Origin of the sequence: Dermabacter jinjuensis (assembly GCF_902381725.1) — a bacterium.
Lineage (GTDB): Bacteria > Actinomycetota > Actinomycetes > Actinomycetales > Dermabacteraceae > Dermabacter > Dermabacter hominis.
The window spans coordinates 236752-257153 of sequence record NZ_LR698963.1 but is presented as its reverse complement, the minus strand read 5'-3'; the positions used below and the strand labels follow the sequence as shown (position 1 = coordinate 257153).

Genomic DNA, 20402 nt, shown 5'->3' with positions numbered 1-20402 from the left:
TGTACGCTTTACCACGCGAGTTCAGCCCCCAACCTATCTTGCTGCAATTCAACATCCACCTTGTTCGAGTCGAGGTCATACTTCGCCGCGATAACCCTCAAAAGATGCGCCCCGTCCGGCACTTCAAGCCACCCCCGCGTCACGACCTCCACCAAGTCACCGACGTGCCACGACCCGATGGGTGCGGTCTCATCCGAGAAAATCGACAGCGAAATCTGGTCGAGTGCCTGCGTCGCGACGCCCGCCTCTGCTTTCTGCTTCAACAGGTCGTGGTTCTCCGAATCGCTATCCGTGATCACGTTCTCCAGTAGCGGGAACCATTCAGGGATCGTCCCAGCTTCTGCCATGCGCACTGCTGTTCCAGCGCCCTCACCCGCGCCCGTGCAATAGACGCGGTTTGCGAGGGCTTCAGCGGAAGATGTCACCGAGATAGCCGCGACCGGTGAGCGGGCCGCCGTCGCGTCCCACACCGGGGTGACCTTCTGCGCGATACTCGGTTGCGCCTCCGTGCCGGTCACAAGTCGCCACTGGAACTGTGTCTTCTCCTCGTTCGCCCACTCCGCGCGAAACGCCACATCCGGGCCGCCGATAACTTCGGTAATCTCCTTGATGCGCTTCCACGCACCGTTATTAGCGAGGTTCCAGCCCTCATACGTGCGTTGCCGCTTCGCTTTTTCTTCCGGGCCGATAACGATGGGGAGGAACCCGTTACGCTTGCGGATCGCCTTCTCAACGACCCGCCCCACGATCGAACCCAGCGACACCCCGTCCCACGCGATAGTAGAGTGGCGAAGTTTATCCTCGTCTCCCGGCCGGAAGTCTCGATCCAGCACTACACGCTTATCCAGTAGTGCTTCCACGCCGGCGCACTCGAACGTGACCGTGCCTGCCTTGCGGTCCTGCTTCACCGGGGCTGTGATCGGGCACGCCGCAATAAGTGTCTCAGGTTGATACCAATCCTCAAACGAGACCAGCACACACCCGGACCACACCGACCACCACTCACGCGAGACACCATCGAGTGACGCTTCAGTCGCGACCACGGTCGCCTTCTTCACGTCATTCAACACATCATCGAGGGACCCGCCGACCGCATCCAACTGCGGGCCAACCTGCCCCGTCATGGTCTTACCGAGATACGCCCGCCAGGTCACTGTGCGAGTCCCACATCAGACAGCTCGAACCCGTTGCCCGGCCAGTTTGCGGATGAACCAATGTAGTGGAGGCACTTCACGTTCGGGTCGCGCTGCTGGCGGCGCACCACGCTCACCGTGTGCTCGCCCCTAAGCATCCACCTCGTGACGGAAACGAACTTCGTTTCCGCAATCTCGCCCACTTCAAGCTCGAACGACTTGAACACCGAGCCGTCCACGATGATCTCCCACACGAACGAACCCTTATAGTTCGATGGTTTCTCCAGCGCCATCGACTGCCTGAGATCGAACCTGAGGAGTCGGTCAGTGGCGAGCGTGAACGTCTTCGCGAACACCGTCTGCTTCCACGACGGCACAACCGTGCGATAACCGAGTGTGTCCGTCCACTGCCCGAGCCGCCCCATAGAGCCACCGAGAAGCATCGCGAAGCCATGATTCTCGATACCGGGGGCCGAAGTGGTTGCAGTGACACCGGCGGGGACGCGTCGACGGTCAAGGCCCACCGTTCCGGCCGGGAGAGACCCTGCCGCGACCTTGATCGCGCCCGTCTGGTCAACGTAGACCCATTCTTCGCGTGCGCCGCTCGACGGGGCCGGTTCCGTCGAGACCGTCGCCCCGTCAACGGGGACGAGCATTCCACGGGCTTCACCGGACGGGATGTACACGACTCCCGGCGCGACCTTGTATTCCATTTTGGAGGTGCCCTTGACCTCACAGCCGCGCACGATAAGGGGCGCGTCACCGACATAGAGGCCCCAAAGTACTCGCTGCATGTCTACCGGCGTGTGGCCCGTGCCGTCCTCTTGCGGTGCTTTACCAAGCGGGTAACCCATAATCTGCTCCTAAATGTAAGTGTCTCGGTGGTGCACCTCGCACCAACCCTCGCCGCCCTGCAATGCACTGAACTCAGGCGCAATAACCCCACCCGGGGGAATACTCACCCAATCCCGGCGAGACGCGCGGTGAGTCATGTTTGAACCGGCCTCGAAAATCGAGCCATCCATCCGAACCTCGACCGGGCGCGCCTTCGTTGTAGGCCACGGCCACGTAATCGTCCGCCCACCAACCGTGATCTCGAAACCGCCCGGGAAATCACCCACGACGAGGAACACCGGCCACGCCTCCGCATTCCCCGCGTTACGGATAGGGTCATCCGCCGCTACGCCCGTGCCGAACGTGAGCACGCCGCCACGATGAAACAACGGATACTCCAGGCCGATACCCGTGCCCACCGGGTGAAGAAACGTCACCTGCTCCGGCGCGTAAAGAAACGGGTCATCAGCGATAAGCGGCACCTGGAACCTGAGCGCCGTCGTCCCCATCTTCACAATCTGCGGGGCCGCATCCAGGCGCACGTTCGACGCGAGAACCGCGTCCCCGTCATCACACGAGAGTTCACCGAAAAGTCCATCCCACAGGACACCTGAGAGGCGGCGCTCTTCGTGATCGCGAACGTCCGAGTTGCGGCAAAGCACCATTCCGTGGATCGTCATCGCGCGAGAGTCGCGCCAGGCGCGCGCGACGTGCGAACCGTGCTGCAATCGGTCCACTTTCTCGCCGCGCACGCCTGAGCCGCCGTACCAACCCGCAACGTCCTCCACGATCCAATCCGCGTCGTTCCCGCGCCTCCCGTCCGAGAGGTCGAGAACGGGCGCGCCCTCCCGATCTGTGAGAACCGCTGTTCGAACGTGAACCATTGAATCCTCCTAGATCGAGAGAAGCGCGCCGCGAAGATTGAGCGTGTCGCCGATGCGCTGCGCCCACGTGCCCGGGTCATCAACCGGCGGGGGAGTAACGTTGATCGTCATGCCGCTACTGGTCGCGTGATTGAGCGACCGTTCGACCGTCTCCCACTGCCTAGCAGTGAGCACCGCTTCCGGTTTCTGCGTCTGATTGATCGAGAGCTTGCCCGGCATGTGCCAGCCGCCGTTATCGTGCAGATAGGGCTTGAACCCGCCGACAATCGACGCGGGGATAATGCCACCCTGCGCGAAGCCAACGTGCACGTGGTTGTAGTGCATGCGCTTAGTAACACCCGAGGTGTCGGCCATGCGGCCAGAGCGCCGCCACTGCCTCGACCCTGCCGGGGAGTAGAGCAGCTCCGTCGGGCGAAGGGGGTGCATCGCGTTGAAGAACGCCATCATTTGCGGCGTAGGGCCTGAACTGTTCGAGAAGTCCATGGCGCGCCCCAGTGCGTGAAGCGACACCGAGCCGGAGCCCGCCGTACGAGCCCCACCACGCCTAAACGACGTCATCGTGAGACCGAAACGCCGCGCCACCGCCTGCGCATACCCCAGCGAACGCGACGCCCCAGGCGGCACACTCACGGGAGCTGCATCCGGGTTACCAGCCGGACTAAACACCGACTGCACCTTGTTCACGACGCCGTCGAGAATCTTCCGGCCCACACCGAGGGCGAGGTCCTTGAAGAATCCCGCGCCGGGGATCTTCCCAATAAGACCACCGACTAGGCCCTTGAACGCGCCCACAGGGTCGGAGACGAAATCCCACGCACCCTTCAGCAGCTTCTTGCCACCATCGAGCACGTCACCAGCGATACTCCCCGCCTTATCGAGGATGCCGCCACCGGCGAACCCGATAGTGTCAGCGAAACCCTGGCCGCGACGGCCAGCGCTATTCACAGCGAGGAACGCCGCCTTGTCGCGCGCCGTCCTGAGCGCCTCAGACACGAGGACGCCCTCACCGCGCCGCATTGGCACGAGCTGGTCATCCCCGTCCCGCATACGCGAGAACCCGGGGAGGATGCCGCCACGAGCGAAGCCCGCGAACGACGGGAGTTTCTTCAGGCCGAACGTGCCCGCGATCTTGTCGAAGTTCCCCTTGATGCCCTTGTTATAAACAGTGTCGATAACAAAGTTGATGGGCTTCTTCGCGGCTTCCTCGATGCCGTTCCAAGCTTTACCGACCGCGTCCTTCATCGTGTTGAAGGCTTTTTTGATGTTGTCGGTGACGCCCGAGATCTTCGGCCACACCGTGCTCGAGAACCAATCCGCGACCGGGCGTACGACGCTCTTCACGCCGTTCCACGCGGCACCGACCGCGCTTTTCATCACGTTGAACGCGTTCTTGATCGACCCGATCACGCGCGAGATAATCGGCCACGCCGTCCCCTGGAACCACTGCACGACCGCAGAAATCGCAGACTTGATCCCGCTCCACACCGGGATAATCACGTTCCGCCACAGCCAGTTGAAGGCGTTCTGCAACTGACTAATGACACGCGAGACCATTGGCCACGCAGTGTTCTGGAACCATGACACGACAGCCTGAATCGCGCTCTTGATGCCGTTCCACACGGGGATGATGACCGACTGCCACAGCCACGTGAACGCCGTCTTCAGAGCATTAATCACGACCGAGATTACCGGCCAAGCCGTGTTCTGGAACCACGACACAACAGCACCAATAGCGCCCTTGATACCAGCCCATACCGGCTCAATCACGCTATGCCAAAGCCACTCGAACACCGGCGCGACGACATTCTTGAAAACCCACACCCACGCGTCAATCTCAGTCATAATGACCGCGACAGCGAGCGCGATAGCGAACTTGATACCAGTCCACACCGGTTCGATGACGCTTTTCCACAGCCACTGGGCTCCCGCCGCGATACCGTCCCAGACGGCTTGCAGCATCGGCCAGGCGGTATTGACCACCCAATCGACGACAGCGCCGATAGCGCCCTTGATGCCGTTCCAGGCTGCTTCGACAATCCCGCGCCCGGTTTCCGTTTTCGTGAAGAATGCCCAAAGCGCAGCCGCTGCCGCACCGACACCAATCACAATCCAACCGATAGGGCCGATAAGCGCCGTGACCGCAGTAATAAGACCGCCGATCACTGAAGCGACCGAGGTAATAGCGCCAATGGCCGAGCTAACCCAACCAACCAAGGTGCTAATGAACCCGATAACCGGCCCGATAACCGCGCCCAAGGTCACGAACACACCTGCCACGACCGCGATAACCGGAGCGAGCGGCGTAAGCCACTCCACGACCGCTCCGAGCGCCTCACCTAGCCACGAAATGACAGGGCCGAGAATATCGGCCACAGTCGCGAGAACCGGGGCGATAGAGTCGATAGCGCCCTTGATAATAGGGGTAAGGCCGTCAATTGCAGCCTGAAGGAACGGTCCAACCTTCTCCCACAGCGACACGAACGTATCCACAACCGTGCCCGCGAAATCGAGCACGACCGGAATAACATTGCTTGCAGCTTCGCCGATGGCCGGACCGACGTTCGAGAAGATCCCGAACACCATCGGCGCGAGGCCGGTGAAAACCGACCCGAGAGCGCCCAGCGCCTTGCCTCCGAAGGCTTTCACGGACTCCCAGACCCTGCTGAAGTCGATGGCGCTGAAAGCGCCTACGACCTTCTGGCCCACCTCTATGGCCGCGTCGCGGAGATCGAACAGGAACCCGATAACTTCCGAGTCCTCCTCGATACCGAAGAATGAACCCTTGAAGTCGCCCTCGAAGAGGATGCCCCAAAGGTTCTGAGCCGCCCAACCCAGCTCATCGAAGAACGGAATGCCATTGTCGAGAATCCAGCTGCCCACGGCGGTGAATGCGGGGAGGAGCTTCTCGCCAATCGACGCGGCGAAATCCTCGTACCAGGCTTTCGCGCGCTGGATCACGTTCGAGGCCGTGTGAAGCTCGCGATTGAACGCGCCCTGAGCGTCTTTCGATTGATCGTTGATGAGTGCAAGCGTTGCCGCCGCCTGCGCCTGCTGGTCGTAGGAGCCGCCGACTTTCTTGTAACCGAGCTCGGCCGCCTTCGCGTCAATAGCCGATTGCCTGAGCGAGATGCCGTACTTCTCGATAGGGTCGCGCTCGCCCTTCAGTGCCGAGGAAATCGCCTCCACGGCCTCCGTCGCGGTGCCGCCGAACATTGCCGAAAAGTCAGCGCCCAGGCCGATGAGGTCGTTCGTCTGCTCCGCGAAATCCTTCATGCCCGCGTTGCGTAGCTGCGTGCCGAGAATCGTCGCGAGCTCGTTATACGAGTTCTCACTCATGCCCAGGGCTTGATCGGCGTCCTGAGCGTACTTGAGCATCTTGCTCGAGTGCTGCTTGAAGACTGTCTCGACCGCGCCCGTCGACTGCTCCAGATCAGCCGCCGACATGAAGGACTCAACACCGAAGTCTTTCACCTTGTCGACAGCGAAAAGCCCACCAGCGGCGAAGGCGAGCTTTTTGAACCCGGCTGAGAATCCTGAACCGGAGTCCTCGCCCGCTTTCTTGAAGCCGCGCTCGAGATCATTGGCCGCGTCACTGCCGTCTTTCTTGACGCGAGCGAATGCCTTACCGAAATTGCCTTGAGTGGCCGCCTTAATGCGTTCGCCCATTGACTTGAACTTGGCTGCGACCGGGTTAGTTGCCGCGCCCGCATCATTGACGGCCTTCTTCGCGTCCTTCAGCTCTTTTTCGAGCTTGTCGACCGACGAAGCGGTCTCAAGATTCACGCGCTCTTGATTCTGCCTCGCGCGGATAAGACGATCTTCCGCCGCGAGGTCAGCGGAGGTGGGCTTCACGTTGTCGCGAGCGTCCGCGAGGCGCTTTTCCGCCGCCGCGATCTTATCCGCGTCACCAGACTCACGGGCACGCTCGAGAGCCTTCTCAGCGTCGCGCACCGCCGCCGATTGACGGATGCTCTTCTCGCGCACCTCCTGCACGCGAGCCTCGGCGACCTCGACCTTACGAGCCGCAGCCTCACGCTCGCGCGCGCCACGCTCGACCGCCGCCGTGTGGCGACGCTCGGCGTTCTCAAGCTCCTTAGTGAGCTTCTCAGTGTCGACCGGTTTTTCTTTATTGAACGCCGATTTGAGGGCGCGGCCCATCGAAGTGCCGGTTGAGGCGGCGGCGCGGTCAGCGTTACTGAACGCCTTGCCGATGGACTTAGAAATCTCCGACGTTTCCGCCGTCAGCGTCACATAAGCTGTTGCGAGCTCTACACCACGCGCCATGACCGGCACCTCTCATTCACTTTTCTCTACGAAATCGCCCGCGAGCCACGCATCCAGCTCCGCGAGCGGCATAGCCGTCGAGCCGATAGTCTTCGACTGCTTCGACGAATCTCCAGGCCGCTTCACCTTCAAGAAATCGCGGCGCGAAGCCTTCGTTTGATTTGGCTGCTTCGCTTCAATCGCCGAAACACGTTCCGCGATAAACGCGACGTACTGAAACGCTGGGTCGTACCAGAACCAAAACTCCGGGTCCGTGACCCGGCGAAGCGGCGCATCGTAAGGAAGTGACTCCAGCACCGCCGTAATATCCGCCCACGCCTCCACGCGCCTACGCGGCGAAGACGATTCGACCGAGCGCCATCGAAGCCCCGCCCCAATTAGCGAAGCCTCGACAGCGCTCGGATACTCGTCGTGAAGACGGATTACTTCTTGGATTTTCCCGGCTTCACCTTCGACGCCGCCCCCCACGCCTCAAACAGCTGCGTGGCTTCCTCGCCTTGGAGATCGCGCAGGGATTCGATTGTCTCAGCGTCCACGCCCGCCTCCGCAAGGAGCTTGAACATGGGACTGGCCAATCCGTTCTCCATCCCCTCCTGCGTGCGCAGATCGAACGAACCCAGGTCAGGGACCACGAAAACCGCGTCCCCATAGACCTTCGGGAGCGTGAACTGCACCATCGGGAAACGCTTCTTCGATACGCGCTTGAACTTCTTCGCCATAATGTGTCAACCCTTCTAGAGAAATGAAAGTGTCAGCCCTAGAAAAAGACTCAAGGGAGCCAGGCCGAGGGGCCGGGCCGACACATGGAAAAACCCCTCGACCTGACAATCAGGAGGGGACGAGAATCAGGACTCCGCGCCCGCATCACCCGAAGGGCCGGCAGTCGAGCCGGTGCCCTTCGCGACACCCATGCGCGAACGAGCCTTCACGCCGTTTTCGTCCGGGAAAGCCTCAATCGTGACCTCGTAGCGGATAATGTCCGAGTGCACGAACTGCACGTCACCAGAAAGCGAAATCTGGCCGTCCGGGACTTCTTCGCGTACCTTCGCGTCACCGTCGCGCATATCGAACGCAAACGAACGGCGAGGCACCATCTCCGACTTGAGATCAACCGTGACCTCGTCAGCGGTCACATGCACGTTGCCTTCGCCGAAGAGAATCTTCAGCGTCTCCGCGTTACGCGACTCAAGGAACTGGAAAGTGTAGGAAACGGAATGCTCGGAACGGAGAATGCGAACAATGTCGCCGCCCCACGCCTTGATCTTGTCGTCGCTTGCGTCAATAGTGCGGGTTACGCCGTCCTCGCCGACGTACCCGCCCTTAATCCATCCCTTAGAGAAAGCCTCGGAAATCTTGGCCGGGAAAGCCGTCCCGACGGGGGCGTGCATGACGCCGCCGGTTGCCGTGACAGGTGCACCAATAAGAATGTCGTTGAGCGCCATGGCTCTAGTCCTTTCGACAGGTTGTGTCGGCCCGTGAAAGGAAAAGCCACCAACCAATTCGGTTAGTGGCCTAAATAAAAATCCGCTACTAGCTACCCAGCAGCGACCTCAATCCCTCGAACTCTTATCGTGTGCGTCATCATGTACGCGGGCACACGCATATCAGGATCGGGGGAGTAGTAGGGGCGAGTGACCGTGTCGAGCCACAGCCCCTCGCCGGTATGGAATGAACGAACAATCTGGTCGATGCGCCGAATAGTTCGTGACGCTTCAACCGAATCAGGGTGAGACACTTCAACGCTTACGCGAGTGTCCTCGAAGGCGTGCTGCCAGTCGCCGGGACCGCCCGCGTCACGGACGTGTACGTAAAGCCCCTTGAAATCATCCGGTCGCGGATCGACCGAAATCGACGCGTCCGCAAACTCAGAATCCGAGACGATCTCCGCAATAATGAGCTCGAGGGGGTCAGGGAAGATTAGCGCCTCGGCCACTACTTCCCCTTCTCGATGTTCCGCAGTAGCGAGAGGTTCTTTCGGTCGTGGTAGCGCGCGTGGCCCGTAGCCATTACCGAAACAGCCGCACGAGGATCCTCGGCCCGCAGCTCGGTAACGATGTAGCCGGACACCTCGCCGTTATTCGACGCCGCTGCTGCGATCTTCTCTGCGCGCGTCTTCAAGTCGGCCTGGACTTTCTCCTCATGGCGCAAATCCTCGAACGCGCGCTTATTGAACTTCAGTTTGATTTTCTTACTCAATGAGTTACCCGCCTTACCGTTACTTCAGTGCGAAACATTGATCCAGTGAAAAAGTTAGGGAGAGGCTCCCCAGCCTGCTCAACTTCGCACTCGTGTCCGCGCACGGTTACCCGGTCGCGCGCACCAATAGTCATGCCTGGCGGAAAGAAAAGCCGGTAGTCGAAGCGAACGTTCGCGGTCGTACCGTCGCGCGGCTCGGACACATCGGGAATATCAACACCGACGCCGCTCACCGTTTCGGGTGGGGCATAGGACGCGACACTTTGACCGTGAGCATTGCGCGTCGCACCCGCGAACCGCTGCACCGTCACCGTCTCACCAATCATGCCGAGCATCACGGCCCCCACGTCAGTTTGTATGGCGCGAGAAGCTCGCGTTCAGTAGACAAGAGACCGCCGCCACCGCCGCCACCGAAAGCGCCGGAACGGAAAGAAACGGACTGTGTGCCTGCGCGCTGCGAAGCGATAACCCCGGTCGGATCAGCGTTCATGCGCGCGACTATCGCACGCGCCACATCAGCGAGCACGCCCGCATAATCGAAGCCATGTTCGAGCGTTACCCGGATTGAACGATACGAATCCGGCCACACGCCACCGACACGCTTCAACACCCCATCCTGCGACCACTCAAACTCGCTTGCCGCGAGAGCCTCACCGTGAACCTGAACCTCGAACACGTTGAGCACGCGCCGCGACGGCAACAGGATGCGGCCCTCGCCGTTCCCGTCAAGAATGATCGACTCTTCAAGAACGGGGGCGACATGCCACCCGCAATAATCCCGAATCAGCTGCGCCGCAACCTCATCGGGATCATCAACTTCAAACAACATGTCGCCCCCGTCAATTAGAGAGTTACTTATGAGAAACGCGCTTCGCCTTATTGGTAGGCGTGCGCTCCTTTTTGCCGACAGGCTCAAGCCCGAGGCGCTTCGCTTCCTCATCGGAAAGCTGCATCTCGAGATCAACCCCGCCGCGATTCACGAGGTAGGTCTGCATCACGCCGCAGCACCAGCCCCGGACGCGAGCGACACCTTCACGAACGCCGAAGGCTGACGCACGGCGAGCGTGAGGCGCTCTTCAGCAAGAACCGTGAAACGGTTGTGCGTGAAGTCCTCACCGTCAATGTTCGACGCCTCGACACGGATACCGCCCTTGCGGTAGACCGTCGCAGCCTGCTTGCCAGCGCCCACAAGTGCGGTGCCTTCAGGAATCGCAGTCGTGACGATCGGAGTCTGACCCCAGACCGGAGGCTGAAGCGTCACGCCGCCGTTGCCGTACTGACCGAGGAATGGCCCACCCGCGAGGTACTGGCCGTTGCCGTCCTTCGCGAGGCGCAGCTTCTGGTAATCGAGCGGGTGCATCACGACGCCGTCAGCCGAAAGGCCGGTGGCGAGCTGAACCTTCGTGAGTGCGCGGTAAAGCGCGTCGAGGTTGTCCGCCTCGCTCGCGGCCTTCTCGACCTGCACGCCGGAGCGGCCAAGGATGCCCGCAATCGAGCCGCCGCCAGGGCCGTTGAGAAGCTCCGCTTCTTCCATCATGACGAGCTGATAGAGGAGGCGGTTGTTGATCTCGGACACGAGGAACGGAGTATCTTCCGCCATCTCGTCAGAGATCTTGATCCAGCCCGCGATCTTCTTCAGCGACTCGGTCACCGGCGTGTAGGGCGGGAACGTGAGGCCCGGCTTCTTCGCATTCTCAGCGACATACTCGAACTTGCCGTGAGTCGAAGCGTCATAAGCCTGCTCAACGAAATACGTGATGGCAGTCGCGGTCAGCTGACCAGAACCAAGCCACGACGCGACCGTGGGACGCTCAACGTTGAGGCTAACGATGTTCTTATCGATCTCGGGCTGAAGGACACCCTCGCCGGTCGTGGTGACCGTGTGAGTGTCGCCAGCGGCCTTCACGCGCGGGTATTCAGCCGCATCGCCGGCAACCTTGCGGCGACCCTTGATGTGCGCGAGCGTATCGCTAAGGGACTTCGTCGCGTAGTCGCCGAACGAGCTACCGAAATCAATACCGGCGCTCTTCTGCTCGACCGACTCGGGCGCACCAAGCGACGCGAGAAGATCCTTCGCGGTCTTAGCGGCCTTGATTCGCTCGTTCAGCTCGCGAACCTCGGCGGCCTTAGCCTGAACCTCGGCGGCCTCTTCCTTAGTGAAGTCGCGAGATTCCTCATCGGCCTTTGCCTGAATAGTGTTGACGGCGGCGAGAATCTCGTCGCGCTTTTCCATGAGTGTGGGCATGGGATAGTTCCCCTTCCTGAGGGAGTCGATGTTGATGGAAGCAATAAGGGACCGGAGATCCGGCCCCTTTTCCCCGACGCCCTCGGCGCTCGGGGTATCCGGCTCGCCGCCGGAGTCAAGTGCCCCGCCATCCTTAGGCGGGGGAGTGTCGACCTTCTCTTCGCCACCCTCGACACCGTCGAGGTCAGCAAGAACCTCATCCACGAGGCGGTTCACCTCGCGAAGCTTTTCTTCATTCTTTGCGGAAATCGCACGACCAGCCTTGAACCGACTGAGGCGGTTCTTCACGTCAAGAAGCTCGGTCTCTTGATTCGCGCCAACCTGAACGACCGAAACCTCGTGAAGTTTCAGCCGGCGAAGCTCGAGAAACTCGCCCTTTTCGTCATCGTGCGCGAAGGCGTAGTCCTCAATGTCGTACGCGAACGACATCTGATTCACGCGACCAGCCTTGATGAGCCGGTACACCTGAGCACCCTTCACAGTGTCGAGATCGAGCTGAACCTTCACGAAAAGACCGTGGTCATCCTCGCGCGCCTCGACCGTTTCACCGATGCACATTTCCGGGTCGCTCATCTGGTGCGACCAGTAGCAAGCAATTCCCGCGCCGTTCTCGCGATACGTGCCAAGCGACTCTTCGAAAGCGCCCTTCACAATCACGTCACCGTAAGAATCCTTGTTGCCAAAAACGGCGGCGTACCCGGTGAATTGCCCCTCGGTGAGGCCGTCACCCGCCGCCTTGATCGGTACCGTCAAGTGCTTTGTGCGCGCCACATTCTCGGTGGTCATGCATCCTCCTTCGGGGGTCTACCGTCCCCGCCGTCCTGCGGTGACGCTTGCCCGCCCTCAATCACATTGAGAGGGGTAATAAGCTCATCGCCGCCATCGACCGGCGGCATATCCTGCAAGGCTCGCGCCTCATTGCGGGTCATCCACGGGGAACCCACCGAAGTCGATAGAACCGACGCCTGCTCCTCAAACGAGCCGCGAAGCATCGACTCGACATTCAACTTCACGAACTGCGAAGACGGCGCGCCGAGCTTTGGGAGCACGAAAGCCGTCAAACGATCCTCAATCGACCGAATATCCGGCCCGAGTGAGGTGCGGTACAGCGCGCGATTAAACTCGCGCATATTTGAATAGTTCGCAGCATCCAGCACTCCGACCATCGTCGGATTGATCTGGTACACCTGGGCGACCGTCTCGAGCGAAAGCTTCACCGATTCAGCCCACTGCTCATCTGCTGAAGAGAACGAGACCCGCTTCAAGTCCATGCCGTCTTCAAGGATTGGCATACCGCCCGCGCGCTCTCCGTGATCACCGGTGAATGCGTGAAGCATCTCCGTAAACCTGCGCCGGGCAGTGTTATCCCACGAGGGAGCATCTTTCGGGCGCGTCACATACGCACCGACGCGGCCATTCCGACGCCACAATTGCAGCCGGTGCCTACGGCTCGAATATTGCTCCTCAAGCACCATGCGAAGCGTCTCGACAGGAGACTGCGCCGTAAGCGACGCCGTCGGTGTCCACCCGCGAAACTCCACCACCTGCGCCTCGGGCAAATCTAGATAAGCGTCCGACTCGGTTGGTTGAATCCGATAGACGCGCGGCCCGAAATAAGCCTCGGCGTGTGGCGTCACCCACGACGGTGGGAACGGGTGAATCTCCTTACCGTTCTCACCGTCCATTACGACCCAATAGGCGCGGTCGTAGAGGCTCTTCGTTGCCGCGAGATCGTACAGAAGCTCATACCCGGTCATGTAGTTGTTAGGCCGCTTCAAGACCCACGCCACATCACCATCGCGAACCCGTGAGCGGGCTGCGCCATCCGCTTCAAACAGTTGCATACCAAGCTGCGCGATATTTCGCGCGCGAAAATCAATCACGGTACGAAGATGCGGCTGAGTAGCCCACAAATCTTCGATGCTCATATGCGCCGGGTCTAAGGCGCGCCGCGTGTCATGCTGAAAATACGTGACCTCGCGGCCCATGAAATCCGTCGTGAACGACGTCGGATGCCACAGTGCTTGAGCGGCGGCTGCCATCCGGCCGAAAATCTCACCGAAAAAGCTCACGCCCACCACCGCCAACCCTCTTCATCCTCAGCGCCATCGCGCTCATCGCTACCTTCGCTATCGGTGGCACTCTCGTACCACTCGCCGTAATCGTCCCCGTACGCCGTGACGCGCTGCTCTTCCGCGTCAAGATTCATGAGGCCCCACCGCGCGAGCATCACAGCAGCGAGCGGCGAGGCATCGACCGGCGATTCGCCACGATCTAAAAGCGTGACTTCGCCCGCGCGGCGGCGAACCGTGTCACGCATGGCCAGCAAGAGCGCATCCTGCGGCCTGAACCGAACCGTCCCCTCCGCGAGCGCATCATCCAACTGCGAAAGAGCGTTCGTGAGCTCACTACCCTCGCAGCGCTGCGCGTTCACGCCATCTTGGCGAAGCCACGTGATAAGGCTCGACGCTGGAGCACCGCGTCCCTGAATCACGACCGGGCCTGGCGTCGCGAGATTGTTCAAAAAGTCCCGAATCCAATGCGTGCCCGCGCGCTTCGCAATCACCTCAAGATGAACACGCTCATCGTCACGCCAACCCGCGACACCAACCCAACCGGTTTTCCTATCGGCCGAAACGTCGACCGCATACACAAGCTCGCTATCCGCGACAATGCTCGATGCCTTATCCGTGCAAGCCTCGACCTGCTCAGGTGGGAACGTCGGTTCAGCCGAAACGGTCACGAACTGACACATCACTTCGGTGCGGAACTTATGCTCCGGGATGCCGTCCTCGTCGTTCGTGCCCACTTTCGCAGCCTTCGCGAGAAGAGCTTCAGAAGTCACGAGAATGCGGCCATTAGCCTCGCGATTCATTGCAGGATTCGCTTGAGCGAGCGCTTCGACATCATCAATCGGCGCACCCTCTGGTGCTGACCACTCGAAAATGCCGAGCGACGTATCTCCGCCCCAGCCCTCAGCTGAGCCGTGCTCGCTAATCCAGTCGCGAAGAGAATCGGCCGCCGCGATAGCCTTTGACCGCATCCCCTTCAGTACGACCGACTTCGCCTCACCCGCGTTCGACACGCCCCACACCTGAGACGAATAAATCGAGTTCGTTGTGTTCTCCGCCGCCGTCCACGCATCCCAATCGCGCTGCTGACGAAGCTCATCGAAAAACAGATCAGTGACCGACTCGGAACGGCCCGCGTCATCGTTCGCAGCCTGGGTAAGCCACTTCGAGCCATTCGCGAGGCGCACGAACTTGTTGCCGTTCGTGTTCGACCGCTGAGCAATCAACGGGCGCGTATGCTCACACGCCCTCAGAACGCCAATACCCTTCTCGAGAATCTCCTCCGCTGGTTGCAGCTTGTGAGCGAGACCCAAAATCACAGGTCCCTCACCGGGGCGCTGCCCCGGCCCCTCCCACATCAACATCCGCCACAACGCACGCGCCGTAAGCGTGTAAGTCTTGCCGTTTTGCCGCGCCATGAGCACGAGCACGTTCGAGAAGCGCAACTTCGGAAACTCATCCCGCGTCGAACTACCCGGCGCAAGCTCAAGCGACCGGATAAACAACTCTTCCTGATGCGGCATGAGCTCCATGCCAAACGCCGAGCGCCACATCTCGACCGCTTCAAAACCAAGCGACGTTTCCGGCGTCAACTCCCGAAGCTCAGGCGTGAAAACACGCGGCAACCTAGAACCGAGAATCACCAACGACCCCCAATCCCAGGAAAACTACTTCGCGACCTTCTTCGCCGCCGCAGCCTCAGCGCGCGCACGCCGCTTCTTCAACTCGTCGAACGGGTTAGCGGCCTCAGGAGAATCAGACGTCAACGCCTTACGCTCCTGAGGCGCGCCGCCAAGCGCCCTTAGCGTGTTCAACATGTGCGGCCCTAAATAGAGCACCTTGTTCAAGTCGGTAGATTCAATCTCGCCCTCATCGAACGCCCGCAAAGCCTCATCAATCCGGCCCGCGTACGTGCGAGCCAGTTCAACCGAAGCCAAATCGGAATCTTCAAGCCAATCCATTGCCTTCACAGACGCATCCACGGCTGCAACTAGCCCACGAGGCTTTTTCTGAGCCATAGACACCTCCTAAAACAATTGAAAAGACAAATAGAAACGCGTGATGGGGTCACGGGTCATCGGGGGGAGAGGACAGGTGCGGCCCGGGATCTGGCCCTTCCGACCGGCGCTCGTGATTGAAACGCCCCTACCCCTTGAGCCATTGCCGTGATGGCGTTCCGAGATCGGCGCTCACCATTTTGTTGCCGCGCGCCCGGTTACATTTCACGTGCGACGGCCTAAGGTTCGCCGGGTCGTAGGTGAGATGCGGATGCGTGGAGCGCGGGTGATAGTGGTCGACTTCGAACGCTTCAGGTATCGGCTTTTGGCCTTGCTTCCATCGAAGCGTGTAGTCGATGGGCTGCTGGCATATCCAGCAGGGCCGGTCATCGCTCGCACATGCTGAACGGTAAGACTCTTTGAGTTTCTTCCACGCACGCGAGGTGAGGGCACTGTCACGGGTTGCCATCGACCCTCCTCGCGCATGTAAAAAGCCACCTCGCTGGGTGGCTCTCAGGTGCACGGCACCTATCTAAGCAAAACTTATCATGCGTCATGTCAAGCATGTAACTCCTTGCTGCGTGTCGCCGCATGCTTTTTGAGCGCCTCAACACTGACCGCTCCGCGCCTCCCGCCGCTCCCAGGTAACACTCCATCGAGCTTGCCCGCTTGTATCGCTCTCGTGATCGTTGATTGCGAGACACCGAGGGCGCGGGCGGCGTCGCTGATACTGAGGGTGGCCCCGCTCGCGAGATGATCGGCGGGAGTGGTCTCGTGTCCAGCTCGGCACTTCACGTAGGGGCGGTCGGTCTGGTAGGCCCACTGCCTTTCGCCGCAAGAGCACTCCCCGGCGGGGATTCGTTTAACGCTGGCCCCGGCCATGGCTTCACCTTTGGCGGCGCTCGCATTGAGCTCGTCCACCATGTCAAGCGCCCACTCTTGAGCGGCGGCGAACGTGGCGTGACGGCGAAGATAGACCTCCACCTCATCGTCAATGAACTCACCCGTCTCCTCCTCGATGAGCCGCGCCCATCCGGCGAGTTGCTGCGTAATCAGATTGATCTGATCGAGCTTGCCAATATCGAGCGGAGCGGGGGGTGCCGCGTTTTGCGCTCGCGGGCCGCCGGTGCGTGAGCCAGGGAGGTAGGTTTCTCGTAGGTAGTCGCGGGCGGTATCGGCGCGGTTGATGGCGCGGATAACGCTTTGCGCATCGATCATGCCTGCTCCTCATCGTCGGTCTCTGTTTCGATTAGTTCGCTCATTCGGTTGAGGGCGTATTGTTTGCCGTTTCGGTGGCCGCGACGGTACTCGTCGATGGCGTGTTTTTTGAGCCGTTCGATTTCCTGTCCGAGCGTGCTTGCGAGTTCACCGATGGTGCGTTCGGTGCTGTTTCCGGTGAGGGTACGTGTTGTGGTGGCGGTGATGGTGATGTGGTTTTTGACCCGTAGCTGCCCTGTCCACGTTTCGAAGGTTTCGGTTTCCATGTCGATTCCGAACCGGTCTTCGATTTGGAGTATGACGAGGTCGCCGGTTGCGGGGTCGGTGTAGATGATGACGGGATATGCACGCATTGCCTTCTCCTTTTGGGCATAAGAAAAGCCCCGACCGTTTAGGCCGGGGCTTCATTTCGGGTGGGTTTAGTTGTGGGCTTACGGTTCAGGGTGGAACACGTTTAGGATTACAGCCCGTTTAGCTAGGTTGTCGATGAGGATTTCGCCGTCTTGGTCGTAGCAAAACGTCTGAACGTAGATTCCTGTAACGCGACCCTCAGCGCGGTCCCAGCATGGTTTTATTGCTGCGTCTGTTGGTATGCGGGTGAGGTCCACGCCGTACGCTTGCAATGTTTCACTGATGAGGGTTTCGTTCATTCTTCGTCTCCTTCGATGGTGACGGGCTTGGGGTTGCGTTTCATAAGGTCTTCGCGGCTGTAGCTGTCTACGTCGCCCCCGCGTACCCAGTAGGTAGCGTTATCGTTTTGTAGGCGCTTGTAGATGACTCCGTTTGCGTAGCAGAAACGGGTGAGTTCCCACGGTTCCGGTTCCGGGTCAGGTTCGGGCGAGTCGAGGAGTCGGTGTTCGGCGTTGGCGTTGCTTCCTTCGCATTCATGCACGTAACCGTAAGTGTTTACGGTGTAGAGGAAGGAAAGCGGGCCCCGTCGAATATATGCCTGTCCGCTTGGGACTTTGTCTCCTTTGACTTCGTGGGCGAGTTCCCATGCGGCGTCGAGTGCTTCGCGCGCGGTGGTGACGACAATGCATGGAGTGAACTGGTATCCCAACTTGTTGGCTTCGATAGCTGCCTCACGGGTCACGCTGCGGTGGGTGAGGTCGTCGACGTGTTCGACGATTCTGGATACTTCGCCGTACTTGCCGACAGCGTGTTTCGCGGTTTTGAATGTGAGGGTCATTCCTGCTCCTTGTATGGGTTGTCGGGGATTTGCACGGTGCCTTGCATCTCGATCTTGGCGGCGCATTCTTCCCACGCTTCGGCCTTCGCCTTGCGCACCTCTTCAGCGATGATGGGAAGAACGGCGGCGGCGATCTCGGCTGCCTCGTCAGTTCTAACGAAGGTCGAGTAGTAGCCGTATCCGCTGTAGGTGCCTGTCACCTCGTCCCGGATTTTCTTGGCCAGTTTGTAAGTGTCATGCATGCTGCTCATTTCTGCTCCTCCGGGTAGTGCTCCGTGATGAAGTTGCGGACGTCCCTAGCGATGAGTGTGGGACCCATTGGGCCTATCCACTCCGAGCCTTCGCCTTCGAACTCGCTCGCGTACTGGGTGAGGGCTTCGCGTGCTGCTTCGGCTTTTACCTGGTTGAGCCAGCGGTCGAACTCGTCTCCGTAGTGCTTCTGCTCCGACGCGAGGGTGCGGCCAACTTGGTAGGAGTCGAAGTTGCGTGTGTTGGCCAGCACGAAGTCTGCGCGGACCTCGCGCTCGCCCGGCACATACTCACTGTCGGTCATCGGGGACCTCCTTCACGTTGGTCACGTCGCGGTCGGTCAGAACGCCGCTCTCGTTTATGAGGCTTGAGCCGAGAAGCCCGACCGTCATGCCGAGCCGCCAGATCATGCCGATGCTCCGGTTTGGATCGATGAGCGTTGGGGACTCGCCGGAGTAGTCGGCCTTCCCCTTGATGAGCGCGGCGATCTGGCCGATGTTCTCTTCGGTGATTGTGGCGACGGTGACGGTTCGGACGGTCGTCACCTCGTAGGTCTTGAACGGGCTGTCAGTCATCTCGCTTCTCCTCGTCTCGTCGGGTGGTACGGGCCGCGGGCAGGGCGCGACGCATACCGGCGCGGTAGCGGTCGGCGAGGACCGGATCGACCCGTGCGAGCTTCGTCCAGTCGGTTAGGCCGTTCGGGTCGTTGTAGAACCCTGCGCAGGCGGCTTCGACCTCGGCGTCGGTCGGCTCCTGCGCGGCAAGGTGAGCGTGCGCCACGGTGGCGATCCTTGCCGCGATAGGGTCGACCACGAGTCGGCAGTCCTCGCACTCGTCGTATTCCCCAGGTTCGTGGACGCCCTCGAAAGTCCAGCCCTCCTCGTTTAGGATGCGCCCGATGCACTCGGCCAGTGTGTCGGTGGTGGTCATTCTTGCTCCTTGTAGATGTTGGACAACTCAACTACAGCACTGGACACTTCGCGGAGTAGTGCTTCCTCTAACTTTTGTAGGCTCGTCTCTAGGCGTTCGACGTGCCTATAAAGCGCGCCGTGCTCGCTAGTTTCGTTCATGATGTCGTTCTTTCTCTTACTTCACGGGTTCGTTGTGGGCGGGGCCGTCTGCATAAATTGTTATTTCAAACGGGCACGTGTGGATGGTTGCCACGTATTTTGTTGGGCACCCCTGGACTTGTCGCCAGTTCAACAACGGGGCCTGGCTAACGTCCCAGTCCGCGAAAACATTGAGGAAAACCGAGCCGTCTTCCATTACTGGAAGGTTGAAGTGTTCGCTGATTTTTGCAGTGATTTCGTTGCGGTAGTCGCTGAAGTTTTCCATGGTTTCGTCTTTCGATTTTGGTGCGGGGATGTAGGTCATTTCTGCTCCTTGAGGAGGTCTGCGAGTTTGTCTGCGAGTTCGGCCGCGATTGACGTGTCGAGGTGTGGTTCGAGTTCGGTGCGGATTGTTTTGGTGGTGTTGCACGTGTCGCAGAGTTCGCGAGGCGTGTCGGTTCCGCATTTGAGGCAGGTGGTCATTCGCGTGTCTCGCTTTCGGGGATTTCTGGGGCGGCTCGGCGGATTATTTCCGCGAGAACTTCTCCGAACTTCTCGTGGTACTGCGTATGGATGTTTACGGTGGATCGTTCACGGTCGGTTTCTTCGTCTCGTGTGCGCTCGGAGAGAACATCGAGCTCGTGCTGCGCTTTGCGCGCTTCCGTGCGCCAAAACTCGACGATTTTCTTCATTCCCTTCACTGTTTCCCGCTCGATGTCTCGCTCTCGGTGCCAGAGCATGGCGGTGGCGGTCATGATCGCGGTTGAGAGCCATGGGAGGAATTGATTCGGTATCGCGATGGCGCACGCGATGAAAAGCACGATCATGACCCCGTAGATCACGTGCCAGTGGCATTTCATGCTTCGTCGCTTTCTGTGTATCGGTCGTCTTCGGCGGCTTGTGCGTGCCAGTCGTCGCGAAGGTCTTGGAGTTCGGCGCGTTCACGTTGACGGGCGAGGTGTTCGAGGTGGGCGATGCGGTCAACGTGGTGGGTCATTTCGGGGCCTTTCGGTTGGTGCGGGCATAACGAAACGCCCCTACGAGGCCCGTAG

The 20402-nt window shown here is 60.1% G+C and carries 29 protein-coding genes; 1 reads left to right on the top strand and 28 read right to left on the bottom strand.

Annotated features, from left to right (window positions below):
* Positions 1-8: 8 nt before the first annotated feature.
* The 11 genes from FXY94_RS01255 to FXY94_RS01205 all read right to left on the bottom strand — a co-directional run bounded on the left by FXY94_RS01255 (position 9) and on the right by FXY94_RS01205 (position 10160).
* Positions 9-1154 (bottom strand): hypothetical protein, encoded by a 1146-nt coding sequence (locus tag FXY94_RS01255; protein WP_016663198.1) that lies wholly within the window; start codon positions 1152-1154, stop codon positions 9-11.
* On the bottom strand, positions 1151-1987 hold the full coding sequence (locus FXY94_RS01250; protein WP_016663197.1) for a hypothetical protein: 837 nt from the start codon (positions 1985-1987) through the stop codon (positions 1151-1153). Before FXY94_RS01250 ends, FXY94_RS01255 begins: the two co-directional genes overlap by 4 nt.
* A gap of 9 nt (positions 1988-1996) precedes the next feature.
* Positions 1997-2851, bottom strand: a complete 855-nt coding sequence (locus FXY94_RS01245; RefSeq protein ID WP_016663196.1) for a hypothetical protein — start codon at positions 2849-2851, stop codon at positions 1997-1999.
* 9 nt (positions 2852-2860) lie between these two features.
* Positions 2861-7135 (bottom strand): hypothetical protein, encoded by a 4275-nt coding sequence (locus FXY94_RS01240; protein ID WP_016663195.1) that lies wholly within the window; start codon positions 7133-7135, stop codon positions 2861-2863.
* Between the two features lie 12 nt (positions 7136-7147).
* Positions 7148-7432 carry a hypothetical protein gene (locus FXY94_RS01235; RefSeq protein ID WP_147594864.1) on the bottom strand — a complete coding sequence of 95 codons (285 nt, stop codon included), beginning with the start codon at positions 7430-7432 and terminating at the stop codon, positions 7148-7150.
* A 125-nt stretch (positions 7433-7557) separates the two neighbouring features.
* On the bottom strand, positions 7558-7854 hold the full coding sequence (locus FXY94_RS01230) for a hypothetical protein (RefSeq protein WP_016663193.1): 297 nt from the start codon (positions 7852-7854) through the stop codon (positions 7558-7560).
* Between the two features lie 126 nt (positions 7855-7980).
* The gene (locus FXY94_RS01225) at positions 7981-8577 is read right to left on the bottom strand and encodes a phage tail tube protein (RefSeq protein ID WP_016663192.1); all 597 of its coding nucleotides are present in this window, start codon (positions 8575-8577) and stop codon (positions 7981-7983) included.
* Positions 8578-8669: 92 nt separating this feature from the next.
* Positions 8670-9068: a hypothetical protein gene (locus FXY94_RS01220; RefSeq protein WP_016663191.1), complete on the bottom strand. Its 399-nt coding sequence runs from the start codon at positions 9066-9068 to the stop codon at positions 8670-8672.
* The gene (locus FXY94_RS01215; RefSeq protein WP_016663190.1) at positions 9068-9331 is read right to left on the bottom strand and encodes a hypothetical protein; all 264 of its coding nucleotides are present in this window, start codon (positions 9329-9331) and stop codon (positions 9068-9070) included. Before FXY94_RS01215 ends, FXY94_RS01220 begins: the two co-directional genes overlap by 1 nt.
* On the bottom strand, positions 9328-9666 hold the full coding sequence (locus tag FXY94_RS01210) for a hypothetical protein (RefSeq protein WP_016663189.1): 339 nt from the start codon (positions 9664-9666) through the stop codon (positions 9328-9330). The genes FXY94_RS01215 and FXY94_RS01210 overlap by 4 nt, the downstream gene beginning before the upstream one ends.
* A complete protein-coding gene (locus FXY94_RS01205; protein ID WP_016663188.1) occupies positions 9666-10160 on the bottom strand; it encodes a hypothetical protein in 495 nt (164 codons plus the stop codon). The genes FXY94_RS01210 and FXY94_RS01205 overlap by 1 nt, the downstream gene beginning before the upstream one ends.
* 28 nt (positions 10161-10188) lie before the next feature.
* Here FXY94_RS01205 and FXY94_RS01200 point away from each other — a divergent pair, with 28 nt between their 5' ends.
* Complete coding sequence (locus FXY94_RS01200; RefSeq protein ID WP_147594863.1) at positions 10189-10383, top strand: hypothetical protein; 195 nt, start codon at positions 10189-10191, stop codon at positions 10381-10383.
* Here FXY94_RS01200 and FXY94_RS01195 read toward each other — a convergent pair.
* The 17 genes from FXY94_RS01195 to FXY94_RS10735 form a co-directional block, all read right to left on the bottom strand.
* The gene (locus FXY94_RS01195) at positions 10326-12362 is read right to left on the bottom strand and encodes an HK97 family phage prohead protease (RefSeq protein WP_016663186.1); all 2037 of its coding nucleotides are present in this window, start codon (positions 12360-12362) and stop codon (positions 10326-10328) included. The two genes, FXY94_RS01200 and FXY94_RS01195, sit on opposite strands and share 58 nt — an antisense overlap.
* On the bottom strand, positions 12359-13648 hold the full coding sequence (locus tag FXY94_RS01190) for a phage portal protein (protein ID WP_147594862.1): 1290 nt from the start codon (positions 13646-13648) through the stop codon (positions 12359-12361). Before FXY94_RS01190 ends, FXY94_RS01195 begins: the two co-directional genes overlap by 4 nt.
* Positions 13645-15240, bottom strand: coding sequence for a hypothetical protein (locus tag FXY94_RS01185; protein ID WP_040386347.1), 1596 nt, complete (start codon positions 15238-15240; stop codon positions 13645-13647). The genes FXY94_RS01190 and FXY94_RS01185 overlap by 4 nt, the downstream gene beginning before the upstream one ends.
* Before the next feature lie 75 nt (positions 15241-15315).
* Positions 15316-15666 carry a terminase small subunit gene (locus FXY94_RS01180; RefSeq protein WP_016663183.1) on the bottom strand — a complete coding sequence of 117 codons (351 nt, stop codon included), beginning with the start codon at positions 15664-15666 and terminating at the stop codon, positions 15316-15318.
* Between the two features lie 127 nt (positions 15667-15793).
* Positions 15794-16114, bottom strand: coding sequence for an HNH endonuclease (locus tag FXY94_RS01175; protein ID WP_016663182.1), 321 nt, complete (start codon positions 16112-16114; stop codon positions 15794-15796).
* Between the two features lie 89 nt (positions 16115-16203).
* Positions 16204-16863: a MerR family transcriptional regulator gene (locus tag FXY94_RS01170; protein ID WP_016663181.1), complete on the bottom strand. Its 660-nt coding sequence runs from the start codon at positions 16861-16863 to the stop codon at positions 16204-16206.
* A complete protein-coding gene (locus FXY94_RS01165) occupies positions 16860-17216 on the bottom strand; it encodes a hypothetical protein (RefSeq protein ID WP_016663180.1) in 357 nt (118 codons plus the stop codon). Before FXY94_RS01165 ends, FXY94_RS01170 begins: the two co-directional genes overlap by 4 nt.
* Positions 17217-17294: 78 nt before the next feature.
* Positions 17295-17513: a hypothetical protein gene (locus FXY94_RS01160; RefSeq protein WP_016663179.1), complete on the bottom strand. Its 219-nt coding sequence runs from the start codon at positions 17511-17513 to the stop codon at positions 17295-17297.
* Entirely contained in the window at positions 17510-18052 is a 543-nt protein-coding gene (locus FXY94_RS01155) for a hypothetical protein (protein WP_016663178.1), read from the bottom strand. The genes FXY94_RS01160 and FXY94_RS01155 overlap by 4 nt, the downstream gene beginning before the upstream one ends.
* Positions 18049-18303, bottom strand: coding sequence for a hypothetical protein (locus FXY94_RS01150; protein WP_016663177.1), 255 nt, complete (start codon positions 18301-18303; stop codon positions 18049-18051). Before FXY94_RS01150 ends, FXY94_RS01155 begins: the two co-directional genes overlap by 4 nt.
* Positions 18300-18605 carry a hypothetical protein gene (locus tag FXY94_RS01145; protein ID WP_016663176.1) on the bottom strand — a complete coding sequence of 102 codons (306 nt, stop codon included), beginning with the start codon at positions 18603-18605 and terminating at the stop codon, positions 18300-18302. Before FXY94_RS01145 ends, FXY94_RS01150 begins: the two co-directional genes overlap by 4 nt.
* Complete coding sequence (locus tag FXY94_RS01140; protein ID WP_016663175.1) at positions 18592-18876, bottom strand: hypothetical protein; 285 nt, start codon at positions 18874-18876, stop codon at positions 18592-18594. Before FXY94_RS01140 ends, FXY94_RS01145 begins: the two co-directional genes overlap by 14 nt.
* On the bottom strand, positions 18869-19231 hold the full coding sequence (locus tag FXY94_RS01135; RefSeq protein ID WP_016663174.1) for a hypothetical protein: 363 nt from the start codon (positions 19229-19231) through the stop codon (positions 18869-18871). Before FXY94_RS01135 ends, FXY94_RS01140 begins: the two co-directional genes overlap by 8 nt.
* 156 nt (positions 19232-19387) lie before the next feature.
* On the bottom strand, positions 19388-19675 hold the full coding sequence (locus tag FXY94_RS01130) for a hypothetical protein (RefSeq protein ID WP_016663173.1): 288 nt from the start codon (positions 19673-19675) through the stop codon (positions 19388-19390).
* Positions 19672-19833, bottom strand: a complete 162-nt coding sequence (locus FXY94_RS10740) for a hypothetical protein (RefSeq protein ID WP_016663172.1) — start codon at positions 19831-19833, stop codon at positions 19672-19674. The genes FXY94_RS01130 and FXY94_RS10740 overlap by 4 nt, the downstream gene beginning before the upstream one ends.
* On the bottom strand, positions 19830-20210 hold the full coding sequence (locus tag FXY94_RS01125) for a hypothetical protein (protein ID WP_016663171.1): 381 nt from the start codon (positions 20208-20210) through the stop codon (positions 19830-19832). The genes FXY94_RS10740 and FXY94_RS01125 overlap by 4 nt, the downstream gene beginning before the upstream one ends.
* Positions 20207-20347 carry a hypothetical protein gene (locus tag FXY94_RS10735; protein ID WP_016663170.1) on the bottom strand — a complete coding sequence of 47 codons (141 nt, stop codon included), beginning with the start codon at positions 20345-20347 and terminating at the stop codon, positions 20207-20209. Before FXY94_RS10735 ends, FXY94_RS01125 begins: the two co-directional genes overlap by 4 nt.
* Positions 20348-20402 lie beyond the last annotated feature (55 nt).

Coding starts and splice junctions, on each gene's coding strand:
- FXY94_RS01250 (WP_016663197.1), bottom strand. CDS start 1,987: ATGGGTTACCCGCTTGGTAAAGCACCGCAAGAGGACGGCACGGGCCAC.
- FXY94_RS01245 (WP_016663196.1), bottom strand. CDS start 2,851: ATGGTTCACGTTCGAACAGCGGTTCTCACAGATCGGGAGGGCGCGCCC.
- FXY94_RS01240 (WP_016663195.1), bottom strand. CDS start 7,135: ATGGCGCGTGGTGTAGAGCTCGCAACAGCTTATGTGACGCTGACGGCG.
- FXY94_RS01230 (WP_016663193.1), bottom strand. CDS start 7,854: ATGGCGAAGAAGTTCAAGCGCGTATCGAAGAAGCGTTTCCCGATGGTG.
- FXY94_RS01225 (WP_016663192.1), bottom strand. CDS start 8,577: ATGGCGCTCAACGACATTCTTATTGGTGCACCTGTCACGGCAACCGGC.
- FXY94_RS01210 (WP_016663189.1), bottom strand. CDS start 9,666: ATGCTCGGCATGATTGGTGAGACGGTGACGGTGCAGCGGTTCGCGGGT.
- FXY94_RS01205 (WP_016663188.1), bottom strand. CDS start 10,160: ATGTTGTTTGAAGTTGATGATCCCGATGAGGTTGCGGCGCAGCTGATT.
- FXY94_RS01200 (WP_147594863.1), top strand. CDS start 10,189: ATGAGAAACGCGCTTCGCCTTATTGGTAGGCGTGCGCTCCTTTTTGCC.
- FXY94_RS01195 (WP_016663186.1), bottom strand. CDS start 12,362: ATGACCACCGAGAATGTGGCGCGCACAAAGCACTTGACGGTACCGATC.
- FXY94_RS01180 (WP_016663183.1), bottom strand. CDS start 15,666: ATGGCTCAGAAAAAGCCTCGTGGGCTAGTTGCAGCCGTGGATGCGTCT.
- FXY94_RS01175 (WP_016663182.1), bottom strand. CDS start 16,114: ATGGCAACCCGTGACAGTGCCCTCACCTCGCGTGCGTGGAAGAAACTC.
- FXY94_RS01170 (WP_016663181.1), bottom strand. CDS start 16,863: ATGATCGATGCGCAAAGCGTTATCCGCGCCATCAACCGCGCCGATACC.
- FXY94_RS01165 (WP_016663180.1), bottom strand. CDS start 17,216: ATGCGTGCATATCCCGTCATCATCTACACCGACCCCGCAACCGGCGAC.
- FXY94_RS01160 (WP_016663179.1), bottom strand. CDS start 17,513: ATGAACGAAACCCTCATCAGTGAAACATTGCAAGCGTACGGCGTGGAC.
- FXY94_RS01155 (WP_016663178.1), bottom strand. CDS start 18,052: ATGACCCTCACATTCAAAACCGCGAAACACGCTGTCGGCAAGTACGGC.
- FXY94_RS01150 (WP_016663177.1), bottom strand. CDS start 18,303: ATGAGCAGCATGCATGACACTTACAAACTGGCCAAGAAAATCCGGGAC.
- FXY94_RS01145 (WP_016663176.1), bottom strand. CDS start 18,605: ATGACCGACAGTGAGTATGTGCCGGGCGAGCGCGAGGTCCGCGCAGAC.
- FXY94_RS01140 (WP_016663175.1), bottom strand. CDS start 18,876: ATGACTGACAGCCCGTTCAAGACCTACGAGGTGACGACCGTCCGAACC.
- FXY94_RS01135 (WP_016663174.1), bottom strand. CDS start 19,231: ATGACCACCACCGACACACTGGCCGAGTGCATCGGGCGCATCCTAAAC.
- FXY94_RS01130 (WP_016663173.1), bottom strand. CDS start 19,675: ATGACCTACATCCCCGCACCAAAATCGAAAGACGAAACCATGGAAAAC.
- FXY94_RS10740 (WP_016663172.1), bottom strand. CDS start 19,833: ATGACCACCTGCCTCAAATGCGGAACCGACACGCCTCGCGAACTCTGC.
- FXY94_RS01125 (WP_016663171.1), bottom strand. CDS start 20,210: ATGAAATGCCACTGGCACGTGATCTACGGGGTCATGATCGTGCTTTTC.
- FXY94_RS10735 (WP_016663170.1), bottom strand. CDS start 20,347: ATGACCCACCACGTTGACCGCATCGCCCACCTCGAACACCTCGCCCGT.